The organism is Neobacillus drentensis, assembly GCF_021560175.1.
GTDB classification, from domain to species: Bacteria; Bacillota; Bacilli; order Bacillales; family Cytobacillaceae; genus Neobacillus; species Neobacillus drentensis_A.
In genome coordinates, this window is record NZ_CP091110.1 from 3861881 (window position 1) to 3882193 (window position 20313).

The following is a 20313-nucleotide window of genomic DNA, read 5'->3' on the forward strand; positions in this document are numbered from 1 at the left end:
TTTAATCAAACCTTTAAGTAGCTCTTACTCAACCTTTATTTTGAGAGCTGAACTTTCCAAACCACCAGAAGATGTTTTTAAGGTAATCGTCCCTGGTTGATCAGTCGACTTCACATAAATTAATAATTTCCCTTGATAGGCATTTCTAAAATTTGCTTTATAATCCTGATGGCTCGCAGGGTTACTGCATTCCATTCCAATCAATTCGCCAGGTCCTTCAATCTCGCAATCTATTTGATTTTCTGCGTCATAAACAAGGGTTTCGTCTTGATCAAGGATATTTACTTCTATATGTGCAACATCCTGTTTATCAGCTTTAAGAATGGTGGTATCCGCGAGTAACTGTAGCTTAGATGGCTCACCAGCTGTCTTGAGTTCGTGTGTACAACAAATGTTCCCGTTTCTTTTTCCAACAGCTTTTAACGTACCCTTTTCGTATGGAATATCCCAATAAATGGTTCCACTTGGGAAGTCCTCCCGATTTTTCAAACCAACAGATACTCCATTTAACAATATGTCCACCTCAGGACAATTGGTACAACAAGCCACCCTAACTGTTTCTCCTTCATTCCCTTTCCATTGGCAGACAACTTCATGGTCCCAATAAATTTGACCAGGATGATCTTCCTTTATAGAAGTTAAACCTACATGGACCATATCCTTTTCGGACCATTCACTTTGTTTAAAAAAGTATAAAGGCTTTTTGAAACCAGCAAGATCGAGCAATCCTGGTGTAGCGTGACGAAGCGGCCAGCCATGGGCTTCTCCCAAATAGTCAATCCCTGTCCAAATAAATTGTCCTGATATAAAGTCATTCTGTTCTACAGCCAGCCATGCCTCATGATTCCTCCCGTTTTCACTTCCATAAATCACACGATTAGGGTAATTTTCATGGTCTTCAGGATATAGAAACTCTTGATAGTTATATCCAACCACGTCAAGTGCATCTGGAAATTCCGTTTCATTTGACATGATCACACTTGCGAGGGCTGCTGTAACGGGCCGCGTGGGATCATATTGCTTTACAACCTTTGCCAGCCTTTTCGCAATCTCCCCCATCCCCTTTGCTTCCGGTTTGTCCGCGTTATAACGTTCTTCGAGTACTGGATGTGAATAAGGATCATTTGGATAATCAATTTCATTCCCAATACTCCAGAAAACAATCGACGGATGGTTCCGGTCTCTTAAAATCATATCCCTCAAATCAATCTCTGCCCATCCCGTAAAGTCGGAAGCATAACCGTCAAGGGATGGCTCCCCTTTATTCCAGCCTTCTACCCACTTGTTTTTAGGATATTCCCATTCATCAAATGCTTCATCTTGCACTAAAAACCCGTAGGAATCACACATATCTAAAAGCTCCGGTGCAGGCGGATTATGGCTCATTCTGATCGCATTTACACCAGCGTCTTTTAATAGCTTCAAACGCCGATGCCAGACCTTTTCAGGAACAGCCGCTCCCAGACAGCCTGCGTCATGATGAAGACAAACACCCTTCATTTTCAAATTTTTTCCATTAAGATAAAATCCTGAGTTCACATCGAAATGAAAATATCGCACACCAAGTGGAGTTGTTTCAACATCAATCACTTCACCATTTTTTACCACCGTCGTTTCCACACGGTATAAATACGGATTTTCCGGTGACCAGAGATTCGGCTGTTCTAGCAAGATGGAATGAGAAAATTCTTGTTCCCCATTTGCAGCCATGGTCTCCCCAGATGAACAAGCGATGATTTCTTTGCCGGCAGCATCTTTAATTTGATGGACAATTTGGAATTTAGCTTCGTTTGGTTCTTCATTTTTCACGCTTGTTTGAATATGGATTTCTGCTTCTGATGATGAAATATTCGGAGTGGTGACAAAAATACCATAGGGCTTGATATACAGCTGATCAGTTAAATGGATAAATACATTCCGGTAAATGCCAGACCCTGGATACCAACGGGAATCAGCAAAATCAGTGTGATCCACTTTTACCGCAATCACATTTTCTTGGGTTTCGAAGTTTACATATGGGGTTAAATCATAATGAAATGAGCTGTAACCATAAGGTCTTTTACCGAGAAATTGTCCATTGATCCAGACTTCACTATTTTTATAAATCCCGTCGAATTGAATCACGATTCTCTTTGCCTTGATGCTGTCAGGTACGATAAATTTCTTCCGGTACCAGCCGATTCCTCCTGGCAAATATCCTGTTGAACTGGCATATTCCTTTTTAAAAGGACCTTCAATACTCCAATCATGCGGCAAGTCTAATGTACGCCAATCGGAATCGTCAAATTGAATTTCCCATGCATCAGGATGATCACCCTTTAAGAATTTCCAATCAAAATTAAACATTCTACTTTTAACAGACAGATTCCACTCCTGAGATATTACATTTACCATAACAAGCTTACACCCCTTACCTAAATACTAATTATTAAAAAATAGCAGACTGATAGAGAAAGGGCTATCAAACATGAATGATAGCCCTTTTCCTTTACATACAATCTCTCATTAATTACCTTCTACCTGTTTTTTAAATGCATCCATTTGTTTCTGGATTTCTTTTAACACCTTATCATAACCGGCGTCTTTTAATCTCTTGCGGAAATCTTTTACAGCCTTTTCTGGATCGCCTGCTTTACCAAATGCAATGGCTGGTACCATTTGGGCAGTCACTTGTGATAAAGCAGAAATTTCGGCCTGTACAGGTGTACTATCAAACACAAATCGGCCATATGGGTAAGGCTTCTTAATTTTATCGTACTTCGCATAAATCTCAGAAATTCCATCATATGAGTCGGCACTTGGGATTTCGTACTTGTCCATACGGCCGCCCCAGAAGTTAGTAGAGAATGAATCCTTTGTGTCATCATAACCTTGTGGTTGAACACGTTTTCCGTCTTTAATTTCGTATTGTACACCTTCAATACCATAGCTCCATAATCGATAAAGTTCCTGATCGTTTCGAATTAAATCGTATACCATTAAGGCACGTTCAGGATTTTTACTATGAGCTCCAACTGCCATCGCACCATGTGTAATAGATGTTGAAATTAAGTTGTTTCGTGTATCAGACCAAGCAAACATATCAATAGCTGAACCTGGCTGCTTCACGTCCATTTGTGGGCGAAGACCTGAGAATGTTTGTGTATGATGTTGGTCAGCACCTGTTTTTCCTGCTTGGAATTCAGCTCTAGTGTCACCTTTATAGTTCAATACATCCTTACGCCAGTAACCAGCATCTCCCCACTGTTTCATCATTTTTGCATAGTCGACAAAAGTATCTGTGAAGATAGGACTCATAACATTATATTTCTCATCATAGGATTTGGCCCAGTAAATTGGGAATACTCCTGTTGTAATAGGCAGTTCAATAGCATCTGAATAAGAAGTTACATATCCCCATGCTGTAGTAACGTTTGTTCCTTGTGCATCCCAAGGAATGACACCTGGTTTTTTATCTTTCACACCTTGGAGGTATTTACCCATTGTTTCAAAATCGCTAATATGTTCATTGATTCCAAATTCTTTTGCCCAATCTGTGCGGTAGAAGAATCCGTGGTTCACCCATTGAGTATATTGGTCCTCAGGAATCATGACAATTTTACCTTTATACTTTGATTCCTCCCAATCAGCTTTAGGAACTTCTGCCCATGTCTTAGGTGCATATGTTGGCAGAAGTTTCGAAATATCCATGAATGCACCTTTTTGTGCATTACCCCAAGCATCTAACCAGTCAGTTGCTGTGATGACTAAATCAACAGGTTCCCCGGAAGCTAGAGTTAGATTATATTTTGTCGTATAATCAGCCCATTCAATCCATTTTAATTGAATCGTAGCGTTTACTTTTTCTTTTAATTTAGCATTCACTTTTTCCAATACTTTTTCTACTTGGCCATTGGTTGGTTTATCCCCCAACACCATCATAGTAACGTTTACAGGCTTAGAAGTATCAATTTTCCCATTTTTGTCTACCTTTGTTCCAGCGTTTCCTGAACTGGTTTTGCTTGAGCCGCTACAGGCTGCAAGGCTGAAGGTCAACACCATAATCAAGACCAGTGCCAGGATTTTTTTCATCTTAGACATTCTATTTCCCCCTTAAAAGTTTAAAATGATTACTCTCTATGAAACGAGGTAAGATCCTCAAGTCATATTCAATTACCCTTTTACTGCACCAACTGTAATACCTGTAATAAAGTACTTTTGTACAAACGGATAAAATAGAATAACCGGACCAGTAGCTACAACGGCTGTTGCCATTTTCATAGATTCCAATGGTACGTCTTGCGGCGGCACATTGGAGGATGCAGCTGAATTCCTGATAAAGTCAGCACTCGTAATTACGTTATAAAGAAACAGTTGCAGCGGCCTATATTCCATATTAGGTGAAAGGAAAAGCATGGAATTATACCATTCATTCCAATACCCAAGGGCAATGAATAGTCCGATTGTCGCCAAGGCTGGCGTAGACATCGGCAGGATAATCCTTAAAAAAATGGTGAAATCACCGGCACCATCAATCTTCGCAGATTCCGTAATCTCATGTGGAATCGACTTTGTGAAAGATTTCATCATAATAATTAGAAAAGGACTCAGCAATCCTGGTAACAGTACAGCCAAGTAATTATCCTTAAGATGCAGATACTGCGTAATTAATAGATAGAATGGGACAAGACCACCTGAAAAAAGGGTTGTAAAGTAGATGTAAAATGAAATCTTATTACGATACAAGAAATCCTGGCGCTGCAAGGCATAACCTGTCATGGCGACAATAAATAGACCTACTGCAGTACCGACAATTGTAATGCCCAACGTTACGATATAGGATCCAATGACAAGTCTTGGATTCTGAAAAACAATCTGATAGGCAAATGTAGAAAACTCTTTAGGCCATAAGGAAAATCCGTGGTCCATAATGGACTTCTCTGATGAGAGAGAAGAAGATAGGATTAAGATAAAGGGCAAAAGACACGAAAGAGCAAAAACACCGATAAAACCATAACCAATTATACGAACCATAATCGTCGACACATCTATATTTCGTCTGGCCGTATTTTCCATAAATACTCCCTCCCTTAAAATAATGAATTATCTGGTGAAACCTTTTTAATAATCCAGTTAGCCACAAGAACAATAACGAGACCAAAGAAAGATTGATATAAACTTACAGCACTTCCTAATGAGAAGTTAAAATTCGTCATCAATGTTCGGAAAACATAGGTTTCAATAATATCAGTGGTAGGATAGAGCATGGTATTATTTGCCCCAACCAAGTTATAAAACAAACCAAAATTTCCTTTTAATACTCCACCTAAAGAGAACAATAATAAAATGATGAACGTCGGCTTAAGCCAAGGAATAATGATATATCGAATACGTTGGAAAGCATTTGCACCATCGATTTCCGCAGCTTCTAAAATCGATTTATCCAGCCCCATAATGGCTGCAAAATAAACGATTGATCCATATCCTGTGGATTGCCATAAGAAGGTAATGACAATAATATAAGGCCAAATATGAGGATTAGAATAAGTCTGCACCGGATCCACACCAACCATTTTTAAAAATGAATTTAATAAACCATAATCGTAACTTAGGATGTTATAGGCTAAAAGTCCAACTAGAACAGCGGAAATAAAGTGTGGCAGGAACATGATTGTCTGTGATACTTTTTTGAACCATTTATTTGTCAGTTCGTTCAGCATGATGGCTACACCTATTTGCAGGAAATTACCTAGTACTATGAAAGCTATATTATAAGCAATTGTATTAAAGGTTAATTTCCATAAATCACCGGTCATGACCAAAAATTTAAAATTATCAAATCCAACGAAGACGCTTTTAAAAATTCCAAGTGAATAATCATAGTTTACAAATGCTAGATAAAGTCCCGGCATGGGCAGGTAAGCAAAGATAGCAAAGAAAATAATCGCAGGCAAACACATAAGAAGAAGGGTTCGGTTCTTCCACATTCTTTTAAATGCGGACTCTTTAGTTTTTGTTTGTTTTTCAACAATAGGTGTCGGTGATTCTACAGTAACAGTTTTCAAATAAATCCCCCCTAAACAACATATTTTGAACTCAAAAGCGGCAAACCAGCATATAAAACAAGCGGCAAGGTGATCTATCAGATTACTACACTAGCACCTGAAGAAGATTATCTTTTTAGAAACAAAAGGTTTTCTATAGGTCATATAGTATAGAGTAGTATCAATTAACTAGGTGATTTGAAATGGGTTTCAAAAAACATTCCAATGCAACTTTTTATTGATATTCTGTTCTCATTTATTATGTATGGATTCTAGGAGGATGAAATGGGTTTCATTACATTGAGATAAAGGCAGTTTCTTATTCAGAAAATCAAAGGAGTCTTTTAAATCCTCCATTGTAAGCGGTTACTATATTTTTATTATATTTCGGTTCCTATCAAATGTAAATACTGTTACTTGACTATTTAGATTATTTTCAAGATTACCATTATTATAATCCTATACTTGTATACCGTTTGGTATCGCATCAATTAGAAATGGGTTTCAAGACAATACTCATGACCAGATTTATATTATGTTCCCTTGGCTAAACTAATCCAAGGGAACACATTAATACTAAAGCGACAGTTCATACCTCGAAATCGGATAGGTTCTGATGGATTCAATTCACAAGAAAAGGTCTATAAACCCTTTACACTAATTCCCTTAAGTTTAAAGGTATAAGAGTAACATCGATTGGCAAATAGCGTGAATTCAGGATGTGTTTTTTGACCCCAGCTATCATCTCCGCCTACGCCCATTTGTTTATAATTAATCCGTACGACTGTTTTACCGCTTGGTGGTAATTTATAACCGTGATCATGCTCTTCAAGCTCAAATGGAGTATAAGGTAAGGCATTCACCTCAACTGTAGGGCTTCCAATTACCTTTAACCCTGCCCCCTGTTGATTGGAGAGTACTGCCCATCTTACGCCTGTTTTATTGCCGCATTCCTGAGGTTTTAAGTATGGTACATATTGATCTTTAACTTTCCCCGTATATAATCCAATTTTTGCTCCTTTCTCTTTATCCCAATAATTTTCATATGGGCCTTTTCCATACCACGTTATGGTGTCGAACCTGCCATCTAATGTTGTCATCATTCCGACCTCAGGCAGCTCGGGAAGATCGTTCCCAGGTTGTAGTTGATAGTCTACTGTTATTTCTCCATCACCCGTAATGGTGTAAACAATCTTGCATATAGATAATGTTGTTGGCAAACCGTATTCAGTTGTCACTACCGTAGTAGAAGGACTTTTCACATCTACTAAAAACGATGTCAGAACTTTATTCGTCCCCGCATCTCTCCATACAGAGCTGCGTTCATCCAATTTATTCCCACGGTCATTATCTGTCATCGCACGCCAAAAATTCAGACCTAATTCATTCTCAAGTAGAGGGATACTATTGAATCTATAAGACTCTAAAGCCCCATTGGTTTTATTAAAAACAACAGTAAAACTGGCACCATTTATCGTTACATAATCTTTTTCATGTCGCACCTCTGTTTTGGGCAGGTTGATAGGCATACTTGCTGCTGCTGTTTTCACTGTAGGAATCACAAATTGTTCAAAAGCAACTTCATGGCCTATCTGTGCCCAAAGGGTGCTATTTTTTAAATGCAGGCTAACTGTTAAAACGTATTCATCTGACGGTTTACAGACTTCTGGAAGAGAGTAAGCTAGTTGAATCGTTTTGGAGGAGCATGGTTCTACCTCTATTTCTGCAGTTCCTTTTTGAATGAACACGCCATTTTCTGCTAGCTGCCATACTAGTTCGTACTCTCGAAGGTCAGTAAACAGATAGTTATTTACCACATCAACAAGACCTTCTTCCAGATTATTAGCTGTAAAACGAACATTCTGATAGCACTTTTTAACCTCGATAATCTTTGGTGAAATCGTACCATCGGCAAAAATCAAACCATTCCCTGAAAAATTGCCATCATGAGGTGTTTCTCCAAAATCACCACCATAGGCTAAGTATGGTACACCATCCTTGGTCTTAGTTAATAAAGCTTGATCCTTCCAGTCCCAAATAAATCCACCCTGAATAATAGGGTATTTTTCAAACAAATCAGTATATTTGTAAAGGTTTCCACAGGAATTTCCCATCGCATGGCTATACTCACATAAAATGTACGGCTTTGGATTTTCTGCGTTTTGCACATATTCAGCATATTTCTGCACACCTTCAGGATTTACATACATCGTACTTTCAATATCTGAAGCTGCTTCTGATTTACGGTAATGGAAAATCCCTTCATAATGAACGATTCTAGTAGGATCATTTTTCTTTAAAAAATCATGCATTTTAATAAAATTATCCCCGCCAAATGATTCATTACCAAGCGACCAAATAATAATTGAAGGATGGTTTTTATCTCGTTGAAACATGGAATTACATCGATCAAGGACGTTTTCCCGCCATTCAACCTTGCTTCCCGGCACTGTATCGCCTTCATCTTTTTGCCCATACTTCCATGTTCCGTGGGTTTCAAGATTGGTTTCATCAATCACATACAAACCATATTGATCACATAATTCGTACCAAAACGTATTATTCGGATAATGGGAAGTACGGACGGCATTAATATTATGCTGCTTCATTAGTTTTATATCGTTAATCATATCCTCATAACCAACGGCTCTCCCTTTATCCGATGCAAACTCGTGACGGTTTACACCTTTTAGGACAATTCGTCTGCCGTTGATTTTCATGAGACCGTCTTTTATTTCAAATGTTCGGAATCCCACCTTACAGCTCTCGGTTTCTCTGATGATTCCGCTTTCATCTTTTAAAATTAAAACGAATGTATAGAGGTATGGTCTTTCTGCACTCCATTTAAAAGGATTCTTTACATGAGTTGAAGCGTTAATCGAAAGCAAGGATTGATTATTCATATCCACGTTTATTTGGAGAGAGTCCTCAAAAACAGGATTGTTTTCTTGGTCATAAAGCATTGCTTCGACCTTATAACCATTCACTACCTGCTCAAACACATTTTTGATTTTGGCTTCGATCTTTAATTCAGCATCCTTATAGTCACAATCCAACTCCGTGGTCACAAAGAAATCATTGATATGAACTTCTGGAGTTGAATACAAATAGACATCACGGAAGATCCCACTCATCCTCCAAAAATCCTGGTCCTCTAACCAGCTGGCATCACACCAACGATAAACCTCTACTGCTAACTTATTTTCGCCGTCAATTAAGTAAGGTGTTAAATCAAACTCTGCTGGTGTAAAGGTATCCTCACTGTATCCAACAAGTTCTCCATTTACCCACAAATAAAAGGCTGACTCCACTCCTTGAAAGCTGATATAAACCGGCTGGTCCTTCCAATCCTCTGGGATCGTAAAATTCCGGATGTACTGCCCAACAGGATTATATTTTGTTGGAGCAAAAGGTGGCTTAATATCTTCTTTTCCTTCCCATGGATATCGAAGATTTGTATATTGGGGATAATCATATCCTTGCAGCTGCCAGTGTGCCGGCACCTTGATTTCATCCCACTCACTTGCATCATAATCCTCTTTAAAAAATGCTTGATTTCTTTTTTCAGGATTCTCATAAAATGCGAATTTCCAGTTTCCATTTAATGAATGACAAAATTCAGACGAAGTTCGGTCCCCTTTTAATGCTTCCTCAACTGTTCTATACGGCATTAATGTTGCATGAGCATCCAATCGATTTAGTTGAAAGATCTCGGGGTTGTTATTCCACTCGGGATATCCATTTTTAGGTGGAGTATACTTATATTTGTTCAGCTGTTTAAGCATAAAAATACCTCTCTTCCATACATTTAAATTCGTAATTTCTCACACAACTACCTTTTCATGAAACCCGTTTCAAAAAAACTAAATAATAAAGGAATATTAATCATCTATTATAGTAAATTTAAATACTATCAATTAATATTCCACACCTTACGAAACCCATTTCATTTTTTATCGTACCCTAAATTATGGATGGGTGCAATGATTTATTTTATAATTCTGAAAATAATTTACAAGAATCTCTCAATACGAGTGATGTTGGAACGACCGTTTCTTTTTCTGCTTCGTTCTCATTAATTAAATCTACTAGAACATTGATAGCCGTCTGACCCAACTGATCATAATTCTGGCTGACTGTCGTAATTCCCGGAGGAAAATGCTGCGCCAAATAAATATCATCGAAGCCAACAATGGAAACATCATCTGGAACTTTTAGCCCAAATTTAGTAAGAACCTTTATGACCCCAATTGCTACTAAATCATTGGCACAGATAACCGCTGTAGGTCTATCTCTCAAATAAAGCAATTGTGCAGCCACTTCTTCACCTGATTCAATATTAAACCCAGTACCAAAAATCCAATCTTTGTTAACGCCTAACCCTTTAGATTTCATGGCTTTCACAAACGTATTCTTTTTCACGTCCGTTGAACTAATTCCTTCCAATCCACCTAGAAAACCTATCTTTTTATGTTTTAGATTTACTAATAGTTCAACAAGCTTTTCAATCCCTGACTCTTCATCTGTTCTAACCATATGGGCATCCACCCCAGCCATTTGACCGTTCACAAAAACAACCGGAATTCTTTCCATCACTTTCTTCATTTCTTCCGCGTATTCTTGATCGGTGTCCGTATCATTAATTCTTCCGCCCAAATAGATAATCCCATCCACTTGTTTTTCTACTAAACTTTGTAAGTATTTTGATTCATTTGCTGAGTTGTTCATCGTATTGCACAAAAAAGTTGTATACCCTAATTCCAATGCATGTGCTTCACATTTTTGAACCAGTGTTGAAAAAAATGGATGATTGATGTCTGGCAGGATAAAACCAATCGTTTTCGATTGCTTATGTAATAAGCTTCTTGCTAGACTATTAGGTCTAAAATTATATTTTTCAATTACATCTACTATTTTCCGCATTGTTTGAGGCCGCACTTTTGCATTTCCGGTTAAGACTCTCGAAACAGTAGCTGGAGATACATTAGCTTCTTTGGCAATGTCATATATAGTTATATTTTCCTTTTTCATAACTTTCCTCCATCGCTAATGATTTCATTGCATTCAAGAAGGAAGAATGAAACCGATTTCAATTAAATTGTAATCCTTTAATAGCCGCAAGTCAATAAATTGTTAACCACTCTTTGAGTAAATCAATTTTGTAAGCTTTTTGTCACTTTATCGGCCGCTTGCTGTACTTGTTTTATTAATTTGGGGATAGTTCGCTCATTTATTCTAGTAATCGGTCCTGCGATACTCACAGCGGCTATTGGTTTGCTTTTGCTATTCCTAACAGGAACTGCGATTGACACACCCCCTTCATGAAGTTCTTCCTTACTCACCGCATATCCTTTGGATCGGATTGTATGTAATAACTTTTTTAACACCATTGGATCTGTGATTGTTTTGGATGTATAGGATATTAGATTCCCCTCCAGTACCTGATTAATGGTGGACTCTTCTTGATAAGCTAACAAAACTTGTCCAGTGCTCGTACAATGAAGCGGACTTCTCCTCCCAGCATGCGACAATAAATGGACGGGATTTGTACTATCGATTTTTATGAGATACATCAGCTGAAATTCTTTAATAATACCAATATGGGCTGTTTCACCCGTCCTCTCTGCTAGTTTCTCTATATGATCGTATGACAAATGATATATATTTTCCTTTTTAATGAGCGTCTGTCCCAAAGCTAATAAGGATGCTGCTAAACGGTAGGATTTAGTGGATGAATCCCTGACAATAAAGCCTTCTACCATCAAAGTATGAACTAAACGAAACGCCGTACTTTGCCCTATTTCCAAACGGCTTGCAATATCCTCTAATTGTAATTCAGGTTCTTCCAAGGAAAATAGATGGAGAAGACGAAGAGCATTTCTCAAAGACGAGTAATGATAACTATTTGCAGAAGGATACCTCAATGTTCTGACCGCTCCTTTTCAGGAATATTTCCTAATCTCAGCGATACTTCATTTGCAGCCTTCATGACCCTTCCAGTAAACCTATTAATTTCATGATTTTGAATACGGTCCCTTGTCCCGACAACACTGAGGGCCGCTACCACTTCACCCGTGTAGTCCCTAACTGGAGCTGCAATACTTACAACATTGTCATGCATTTCATCGATACAGATGGAATATCCCTGTTCTTTAATTTGACGTAATTGATAGATTAGTTGCTCAGGATCTGTCTGGCTGTTTGGTCCCATTCGTGGAAGACCTTCCCTGATGATGCTGTCAACTATATTCTTTCTCCCAAATGCCAATAAAACTTTGCCAGCACTTGTACAAGATACCGGATTCTTTTTTCCAATCGATGATAAAAGAGGTACTGGATTCGAGCATTCGACTTTATGGACGTAGGTAATTTCTATTCCTTCTAAAATTGCAACATGAGCCGATTCCCCTAGATCAGATACTAATTTTTTTAATATATCTTTGGACTCTCGATGAATTTCTAAATGGGAAGTAATCACGCCACTAATAGAAAGTAACGAAAATCCAAGACTATATTTATTCCCTTCCTTTTGTAAAAAACTTTCAGCAGTCAAATCGGATACTAGCCTGCTCACGGAACTTTTATTCATTTCAAGAGCATTGGCTATCTCAGTGATTCCCCAAATTGGTTTTTCAATTGTAAAAAGTTGTAGTATTTGCAGTCCATTCTGGACCGATTGTAAAACGGACGTTTTTTTATTAGTCGGAATGATACCAATCACCTCAAAAGATTTAATTTGTTCCGTATATAAGAAGTTAACACTACTATTCAGAATATTTTAATTATATTATAACTTTATCGAAATATAAAACGCTTTCAATCAAAGGAGCTGGAAAAATTGAAAACACAAGTTGGGATTATCGGGGCTGGCCCAGCTGGTCTTATTCTTGCACAACTACTACATCTTCAAGGTATTGATTCTGTTATCTTGGAGCGTAAATCCAGAAACAATATCGAGGGAACCGTTAAGGCCGGTATTCTAGAACAAACAACGATTGATCTTTTAAGAGAAATGGGTGTCGGCGACCGAATGGATCGTGAAGGTCATTTTCATAATGGCAACTACTTTCAATTTAATGGGCAAAGACGCCATATTGATTTAAAAAAATATTCTGGCGGCAAGCACGTCGTTGTTTATCCACAGCACGAAGTGATTATCGACCTGGTCAATGCCCGTTATGAAAATGGCAAAGACATTATCTTTGACGTGGAAGAGGTCACTCTACATGATATCGATACAAACCAACCGAAAATAAGGTACCGTAAAAATGGGTTGGACGAAGAACTTGTTTGTGACTTTATCGCAGGCTGTGACGGCTATCATGGACCAAGCCGTCTTGCAATTCCTGAAACGATAAGAAAAGAACATGTTCATTTTTATCAATATGGCTGGTTAGGAATCCTATCCGATTCCGCACCCGCAGCAGATGAATTAATTTATGCCTATCATGATCAAGGATTTGCTTTACTTAGCACGCGTACACCTATTCTCCAACGACACTATCTTCAAGTGGACCCGTTCGATGATATTGCCAATTGGTCAGATGATCGGATTTGGACCGAATTAACGGCACGAACCAAAACAAATGATGGCTGGCAGGTGCCAGATGGACCGATTAATTCAAAAGGAATTTTCCAAATGCGCAGTTTCGTTTGTGAGACGATGCAATATGGCCGTCTCTTTATTGCCGGGGATGCTGCTCATACGGTTCCGCCAACAGGTGCTAAAGGACTAAACCTTGCCGCTACGGATGTAAAAGTCATGTCCCGCGGAATTACCGAATTTTATCAGAATGGCAGTACAGATATACTGGATCGTTATTCGGAAATTTGTCTTCATCGTGTTTGGAAGGCAGAACGTTTCTCTTATTTCATGACACGACTTCTTCACACCAATCCTAAATTTGATTCCTTTGAACAGGGTGTTCAGCTGGCAGAACTAGATTATTATACTTCGTCTGAAGCTGGATTAAGTACGATCGCTGAAAATTACGTTGGCTTGCCGATTCAGTGGGAAAAGGCGGGAGATTTTAAGACACTTATCAAATAAGCGGATGATTTTTTGGTTAATAATGGCAGAAGAGCCGATGTTGTTTAAAAATGATCCAAAGTCCATATAAATTCGGCCAATCAACTATTCAGGCATTTAAAAAAGGAATTTGACGCATGGTCAAATTCCTTTTTTAGTTCCGTTACTAGGGGGATCTCGTTTTCTACTTCAAATCTTCAATTGAATCGATGTCCATATACTTTGGAACCACTAATCCATTCCTTGTTCCATGGAGGTTCACTCCTAAATCTAGAAAATCGTTTTTATATTGCTCGTAATATTTTTTATGAGTACTTGGCAGCCAACCAGCAACCATAGCGTCGGCGCTTCCGTTAGCCACACCGGCAAACATTGGTCCTACCTCGACTTGACTTAATTTTACCTTAAAGCCATTGTCTTCCAGCACCTTCCCGATCACGTTGGTACTAGCGATTTCTGTGTCCCACGCGACATAGACAAGATTGATGGTTTCCCCATTGCCCTTTTTGGCGCCATTAGTCCATTTTGCCACTTGATCTCCGTTAGCCTTTATCCATTTTTCGGCTGCTTGAGTGGGGTCCATCCCCTTTTTGATGTCCACCATCACTTTTTCCATATCAGCTGGCTTCCACGAAAATTGATCAAGGATGGTGTAAGCACCCGGCATATCTTGTTCAAGACCTTTTCTTACGATGGTATGAATATCTTCTACTGTGCCAAATGATTTGTTCGGGTCTTTTAGAAATTTCAAATCATAAGTTGAAAACATCCAATGCGGTGCCCAGCCGGTGACAATAATCGGTTTCTTCTGACCATAAGCCTTATCCAATTCAGCTGCCATCGCGGCGGAAGATCCTTCCACTACCTGCCAATCCTTCAGTTGATATTCTTTTAGTGCGTTACCAGCCTGAGTCATGATACCTGCTCCAGGCTCAATCCCAATAATTTGATAATCGGTTTGAGCCCCAACGCCGTTTCCTTTTTTATCCTGAGCCGTTTGGTTGGTAATGCCTGTCACAATGGCAGTAAGAATAACCAGCGCGGCAACGATCGAAAACACGATTTTTTTCTTGATAATATGCTCATAAGCTGGCTTCCGTAAGTTTTGCGTAATCCGGTCAAGAATGACCGCGATAAAGACGATCGATAATCCTGCTTCAAATCCTCTTCCTACGTCAATTTGACTGACCGCCCGGTAAACATCCGCGCCTAGTCCTGGTGCTCCTACTAAAGAAGCGGTTACCACCATAGAGAGGGCAAGCATAATACTTTGATTCACACCAGCCATAATCGTTGGTGTGGCGATCGGTAATTGAACCTTAAATAATTTTTGGCTGTTACTCGAACCAAAGGCATCCGCTGCCTCGATTAAATCTTTCGGAACTTCTTGAATACCCAAATTAGTCATGCGAATCGTTGGTGCAATCGCAAAAATAAAGGAAGCGATAATTCCAGGTACTACACCAATGCCAAAAAATAAGATAGAGGGTATTAAATAAACAAATGCCGGCATCGTCTGCATAAAATCGAGTATTGGTGTTACTATTCTATGTACCGTTTTCCTTTGAGCACACCAAATTCCAACAGGAATTCCAATAATGATCGTAATTAATCCCGATAATAAAACAATCGCAATCGTTTGAATACCGGAATCCCAATAACCGAGATTATCAATTAAAAGTAAGCTCAGGAGCGTAAAGACTCCTAAAGGCCATCTGCTTGTGTAGGTTACCAGCAAGGTTAAGATGATTATTAAAAGAATAGGAGGTCCCGCACTCAGGACATCGACTAAAATATTCAAAAGACCCTCGATAGCGGTTGTTAACACGGTAAATAAACCTGCAAATGCAACGGTGACCCACTTGACCAGAACGTCTACCCAATCTCCTAAAGGGATTTTCGGAATGTTCATCTTATTCACCCTCCAAATCGTTCAAGGAATCTTTATTTCCGGCCAAAGCTCCAATGACGGCCCCGCGAATAACAATTCCTACAAGACGGTTGTTTTCATCAATCACAGAAATGGGCAGACTTGCTGTCGCCATTACATCCATCAGATCAGTCAAAAATGTATCACCAGAAACCGTTGGAATATCCGTTGTCATCACTTCCGCAATCGTTTGATTATGCTCAATTGCCTGCCGCGCCTGCTCAGCGGTAATTGCTCCCAATAGTTTTCGATTCCGATCCACGACAAAAATACTGGAATACCCCTGCTTCCGCATGATTTCCAATGCCACCCGTGGACCGCGGTCGACCCCTATTTTTTCTGCCCGCTTCATAACATGGGAGGCAGTTAAAATTTTGGATAAGTTTACATCCTCCACAAACTTCTCGACAAATTCATTAGCCGGATTCATCAAAATTTGTTCTGGTGTTCCCAGCTGTATGACACTGCCATCCTTCATTAAGGCAATCCGGTCTCCAATTCTCAATGCCTCATCTAAATCATGGGTGATAAAAATAATTGTTTTTTTGTATTTTTCCTGGATCTCCAGTAATTCATCCTGCATATCTTTCCGGATTAAGGGATCAAGCGCACTGAAGGCTTCGTCCATCAGTATCACAGCGGTGTCACTTGCTAGAGCCCTTGCCAACCCCACCCTTTGCTGCATGCCGCCGCTCAATTGTTTAGGCAGCTGGTTTTCATACCCTTTTAACCCGACAACTTCCAGCGCTCGTAGTCCTTTTTCCTTTCGCTGTTCTGGCGGAACCTTCTGAATTTCTAGTCCATACTCCGTATTTTCTAAGATAGTTTTATGAGGAAACAATGCAAAGTTCTGAAACACCATGCTGATTTTTTTCTGTCTTACTTCCCTCAGCCTTGCGTCGTTCATCTTTACGATATCTTCATTTTCAATCAAGATCTCACCGATTGTCGGATCAATCAGCCGGTTAAACATGCGGATTAAGGTAGATTTCCCACTTCCAGATAAACCCATAATAACGAAAATCTCCCCAGGATAAATTTCAAAGGAAACATTCTTTACCCCTACCGTCTGTCCCGTTGCTTTCAATATTTCTTTTTTGGTCTTCCCTTGTTTTAATAAATCAATGGCCGCTTTTGGATTGTTACCAAAAATCTTAGAGACACTTCTAACCTCTATGTAGGGATTCATGCTGTCACCTCATTTTTATAATCGAGCTTATCATATACATTTTTTCCACAATTTGTTGTTCTATGTTCGTTTAGATAGAAAAACAAAATAAAACATAAAAAAAAGGATATACCCAGTGGGCATACCAAAAAAATTTAGCAATCCTCAGAATAGTCGGAGAAGAATCGTATTGTATGCATATATACTAAAATTCTTCAGGAGGAGTGCAGTTTTACTTTTTTGGGAGTTTTTAAGAGGTCATCGGAATTAACTAAATGGATTAACATTTATCGATAATTTCAAATAAGACAATTCCAAATTTTAATCTGAAAAGCATTCACCAATTACGATGAATGCTTTCAAATCAGCTATTTTTTGGCTTAAACGTTTTACAACAAGTCTCCGCTGAATGACCAGCTGTATCTTGGTGGTTCTTTTCGCCTAACTCAGCAGACATTTCGGTATCATATCGTGCATGGCTATCTAGTTCAACCATAATCTTATCAGCAGTACAAACATTTCCATCTCCATAAAAAGTACAGTTCGAAATCGCACAAGAAACTTCTACTTTGGGCATTTTAGTACCTCCCTTTTGTTTTCCTGTTGCTATATTATCTTCTGCAAAAAGCCATTTTTCATTCCATATGATTACTTTTATAAATAATTTTAATTTACTGAAAAATGGTATAATAAAAAGCGCATGAAGAGAATGAGTTTGTATAATAAAGGGGATTTTTATGAATAAAAAAGCTTTGCTTATGGCAATGATAACGGTAATTATCTGGGGATCTGCATTCGCTGCCATCCGTGCAAGTTTGCAAGGTGGTTATTCTTCTGGCCATTTGGTTTTATTTCGCTATTTAATTGCTTCTTTCTCATTTGTCCTATATGCACTCATTCCCGGAGTGAAATTTCGCTTTCCAGCCAAGAAAGACTGGATACGGCTTTTGCTTTTGGGATGGATTGGTATTAGCACCTATCATATTGGGGTAACCTTTGGTTCTCAAACTGTTTCTGCCGGAACCGCTGCTATGCTTATAGCATCTTCGCCCATTTTTACCACGATTATTGCGATACTTGTCCTAAAAGAGCGGCTTGAACGAATGGGTTGGATTGGACTTTTTATTGGTTTTGCAGGTATTGCCATTATTACCATCGGTTCAAATGACACCTTGACTTTTTCACCAGGAATTATCTTTGTATTAGTTGCTGCGTTAGCAACTTCTGTTTTCTTTGTTTTACAAAAACCACTTTTTACTCGCTACAAACCGATTGAATTAACCGCTTATTTTACCTGGGCTGGAACGCTGCCATTTTTATTTTTCTCACCAGGCTTGATTGAGGGAATTCAACATGCAACGTTAGAAGCCAATTTGTCAGCGATCTATGTAGGAATTTTCCCAGCAGGTATAGCTTATGTAACATGGGCTATTGCTTTATCCATGGGAAATGCAAGCTCGGTTTCAACCCTTCTTTATATTGAACCTGTATTCGCGATTATAGTGGCTTGGGTATGGCTTAGAGAGCTTCCAAGTACACTATCTATTGTAGGGGGAATTGTTACCGTTTCGGGGGTATTATTGGTAAATTTGTTAGGTAAAAAGAAAACAGTTGGGATGACAATTGACTATTAATTTAGTTACACGCATAATGGTGAACTGGTTTGAATAAAAGAACGATCGTATATTTCTTTTAAAACAATTAACCATAAAAAAAAAACGGGACATCTTTTAAAGAGGTCCCATTTTTTGGTGGATTAAATTCTCGTAAGTAATAAATAATGCAATTTGGGTAGCCAAGGGGTTATTGATGACTGTCATTGAATTATTTTTCGTGCTTGGGTCGTCAATCACGGCTATTGTCTACCTTCAACGAATTATTTTTCAAGCTTCGGTCGTCTATCAGGGCTGTTATCTACCTTCATTGAATTATTTTTCAAACTTGGGTCGTTAATCAAGGCTATTGTCTACCTTCATCGAATTATTTTTCAAACTTGGGTCGTCAATCAGGGCTATTGTCTACCTTCATTGAATTATTTTTCAAACTTGGGTCGTTAATCAAGGCTGTTGTCTACCTTCATTGAATTATTTTATAAGCTTGGGTAGTCAATCAAGGCCATTGACTACCCTCTTTTTTTTATTTTTCAAGATAGGTTGTCAAGCATCTAAATTTCTTACTTCAAAAGGCAGCAAGCCTCTCTCAATTTGACCTCTATATGGTTCATACTGTTCAGGCAGCATTAATTTTTCACCCATCGTTTCATATGATTCATCAAGTGCGAATCCTGGAGGATCTGTCGCAATTTCAAATAGTATTTCGCCATGCTCCCTAAAATAAACCGCATTAAAATAATTTCTGTCCTTAACAGGAGTGACTCCATATCCATTCGCTGCAACATGTTGTTTCCAATACAATTGGTCTTGGTCATTCAATGCCCGCCAAGCAATGTGGTGTACCGTTCCCACACCCATTTGTCCGCGTCCAATCGGCGATAATTTAAGGTCGATCACATTACCAATATCTGCGGTAGAGCGGAACCGAGTGAAATCCCCCTCATTCCCGATTACTTCAAGACCTAATACTTTTTCTAACAATTCAGCCGTTTTGTTAGGCTGGGTTGATAATAAAGTCGCTCCGCCAAAACCTTTGATAGCGACTTCTGATGTTACTTCACCAAAGCTCCATGGATTGATTTCCCCTTCTTCTCTTTCCACTAATTCTAAGTGAAGACCATGTGGATCATCAAATTCCAGATATTGCTCCCCAAAACGTTCCATTTTCGTAAAAGGAATTTGGAACGTTTCAAGTCTTTGTTCCCAAAATTTAAATGAACCCTTTGGAACGACATATGAAGTAACGCCTACCTGACCGTCACCAATGATTCCTTGGCGAGCCCCAGCCCATGGAAAGAAAGTAATAATAGTTCCTGGTTTTCCACCTTCATTCCCGAAGTACAGGTGATAGGTCTCTGGATCATCAAAATTAACCGTTTGTTTTACCAAACGTAACCCTAAAACTCCAGCGTAAAAATCAACATTCTCTTGAGGATGACCGACAATCGCAGTGATATGGTGAATCCCCATTATTTTTTTAGTCATAGTGGAACACTCCTTTTTCATAGGATAGTTATTTTGTTCCTAGTTAAAACATTAAAACCTAAGAT

At 38.8% G+C, this 20313-nt stretch carries 14 protein-coding genes; 2 read left to right on the forward strand and 12 right to left on the reverse strand.

Annotated features, from left to right (window positions below; translation table 11 throughout):
- Positions 1 to 24: 24 nt before the first annotated feature.
- From L1999_RS18000 to L1999_RS18035, 8 genes are all read right to left on the reverse strand, one after another.
- A complete protein-coding gene (locus L1999_RS18000; protein ID WP_235739817.1) occupies positions 25 to 2394 on the reverse strand; it encodes a glycoside hydrolase family 2 TIM barrel-domain containing protein in 2370 nt (789 codons plus the stop codon).
- 111 nt (positions 2395 to 2505) lie between these two features.
- Positions 2506 to 4080 (reverse strand): ABC transporter substrate-binding protein, encoded by a 1575-nt coding sequence (locus L1999_RS18005; RefSeq protein ID WP_235739818.1) that lies wholly within the window; start codon positions 4078 to 4080, stop codon positions 2506 to 2508.
- A 72-nt stretch (positions 4081 to 4152) separates the two neighbouring features.
- Positions 4153 to 5055, reverse strand: a complete 903-nt coding sequence (locus tag L1999_RS18010) for a carbohydrate ABC transporter permease (protein ID WP_235739819.1) — start codon at positions 5053 to 5055, stop codon at positions 4153 to 4155.
- 14 nt (positions 5056 to 5069) lie between these two features.
- Positions 5070 to 5966 carry an ABC transporter permease gene (locus L1999_RS18015; protein ID WP_235744391.1) on the reverse strand — a complete coding sequence of 299 codons (897 nt, stop codon included), beginning with the start codon at positions 5964 to 5966 and terminating at the stop codon, positions 5070 to 5072.
- Between the two features lie 698 nt (positions 5967 to 6664).
- Entirely contained in the window at positions 6665 to 9808 is a 3144-nt protein-coding gene (locus L1999_RS18020) for a beta-galactosidase, LacZ type (RefSeq protein WP_235739820.1), read from the reverse strand.
- Positions 9809 to 10016: 208 nt separating this feature from the next.
- The gene (locus L1999_RS18025; protein WP_235739821.1) at positions 10017 to 11054 is read right to left on the reverse strand and encodes a LacI family DNA-binding transcriptional regulator; all 1038 of its coding nucleotides are present in this window, start codon (positions 11052 to 11054) and stop codon (positions 10017 to 10019) included.
- A 122-nt stretch (positions 11055 to 11176) separates the two neighbouring features.
- On the reverse strand, positions 11177 to 11947 hold the full coding sequence (locus tag L1999_RS18030; protein ID WP_235739822.1) for an IclR family transcriptional regulator: 771 nt from the start codon (positions 11945 to 11947) through the stop codon (positions 11177 to 11179).
- On the reverse strand, positions 11944 to 12744 hold the full coding sequence (locus L1999_RS18035) for an IclR family transcriptional regulator (RefSeq protein ID WP_235739823.1): 801 nt from the start codon (positions 12742 to 12744) through the stop codon (positions 11944 to 11946). The genes L1999_RS18030 and L1999_RS18035 overlap by 4 nt, the downstream gene beginning before the upstream one ends.
- 117 nt (positions 12745 to 12861) lie before the next feature.
- On the opposite strand from L1999_RS18035, the gene L1999_RS18040 reads away from it, so the two are divergent.
- On the forward strand, positions 12862 to 14073 hold the full coding sequence (locus L1999_RS18040) for a 4-hydroxybenzoate 3-monooxygenase (RefSeq protein WP_235739824.1): 1212 nt from the start codon (positions 12862 to 12864) through the stop codon (positions 14071 to 14073).
- Positions 14074 to 14236: 163 nt separating this feature from the next.
- Here the strand turns inward: L1999_RS18040 and L1999_RS18045 are convergent, their stop codons facing one another.
- From L1999_RS18045 to L1999_RS18055, 3 genes are all read right to left on the reverse strand, one after another.
- Entirely contained in the window at positions 14237 to 15964 is a 1728-nt protein-coding gene (locus L1999_RS18045; RefSeq protein WP_235739825.1) for a glycine betaine ABC transporter substrate-binding protein, read from the reverse strand.
- A gap of 1 nt (position 15965) precedes the next feature.
- Positions 15966 to 17171 (reverse strand): quaternary amine ABC transporter ATP-binding protein, encoded by a 1206-nt coding sequence (locus tag L1999_RS18050; protein ID WP_235739826.1) that lies wholly within the window; start codon positions 17169 to 17171, stop codon positions 15966 to 15968.
- 343 nt (positions 17172 to 17514) lie between these two features.
- Positions 17515 to 17727: a DUF1540 domain-containing protein gene (locus L1999_RS18055; protein WP_235739827.1), complete on the reverse strand. Its 213-nt coding sequence runs from the start codon at positions 17725 to 17727 to the stop codon at positions 17515 to 17517.
- Positions 17728 to 17887: 160 nt separating this feature from the next.
- Between L1999_RS18055 and L1999_RS18060 the strand changes: the two genes are divergently transcribed.
- Positions 17888 to 18784 carry a DMT family transporter gene (locus tag L1999_RS18060; protein ID WP_235739828.1) on the forward strand — a complete coding sequence of 299 codons (897 nt, stop codon included), beginning with the start codon at positions 17888 to 17890 and terminating at the stop codon, positions 18782 to 18784.
- A gap of 522 nt (positions 18785 to 19306) precedes the next feature.
- Here the strand turns inward: L1999_RS18060 and L1999_RS18065 are convergent.
- A complete protein-coding gene (locus L1999_RS18065) occupies positions 19307 to 20248 on the reverse strand; it encodes a ring-cleaving dioxygenase (protein WP_235739829.1) in 942 nt (313 codons plus the stop codon).
- Between the last annotated feature and the right edge of the window lie 65 nt (positions 20249 to 20313).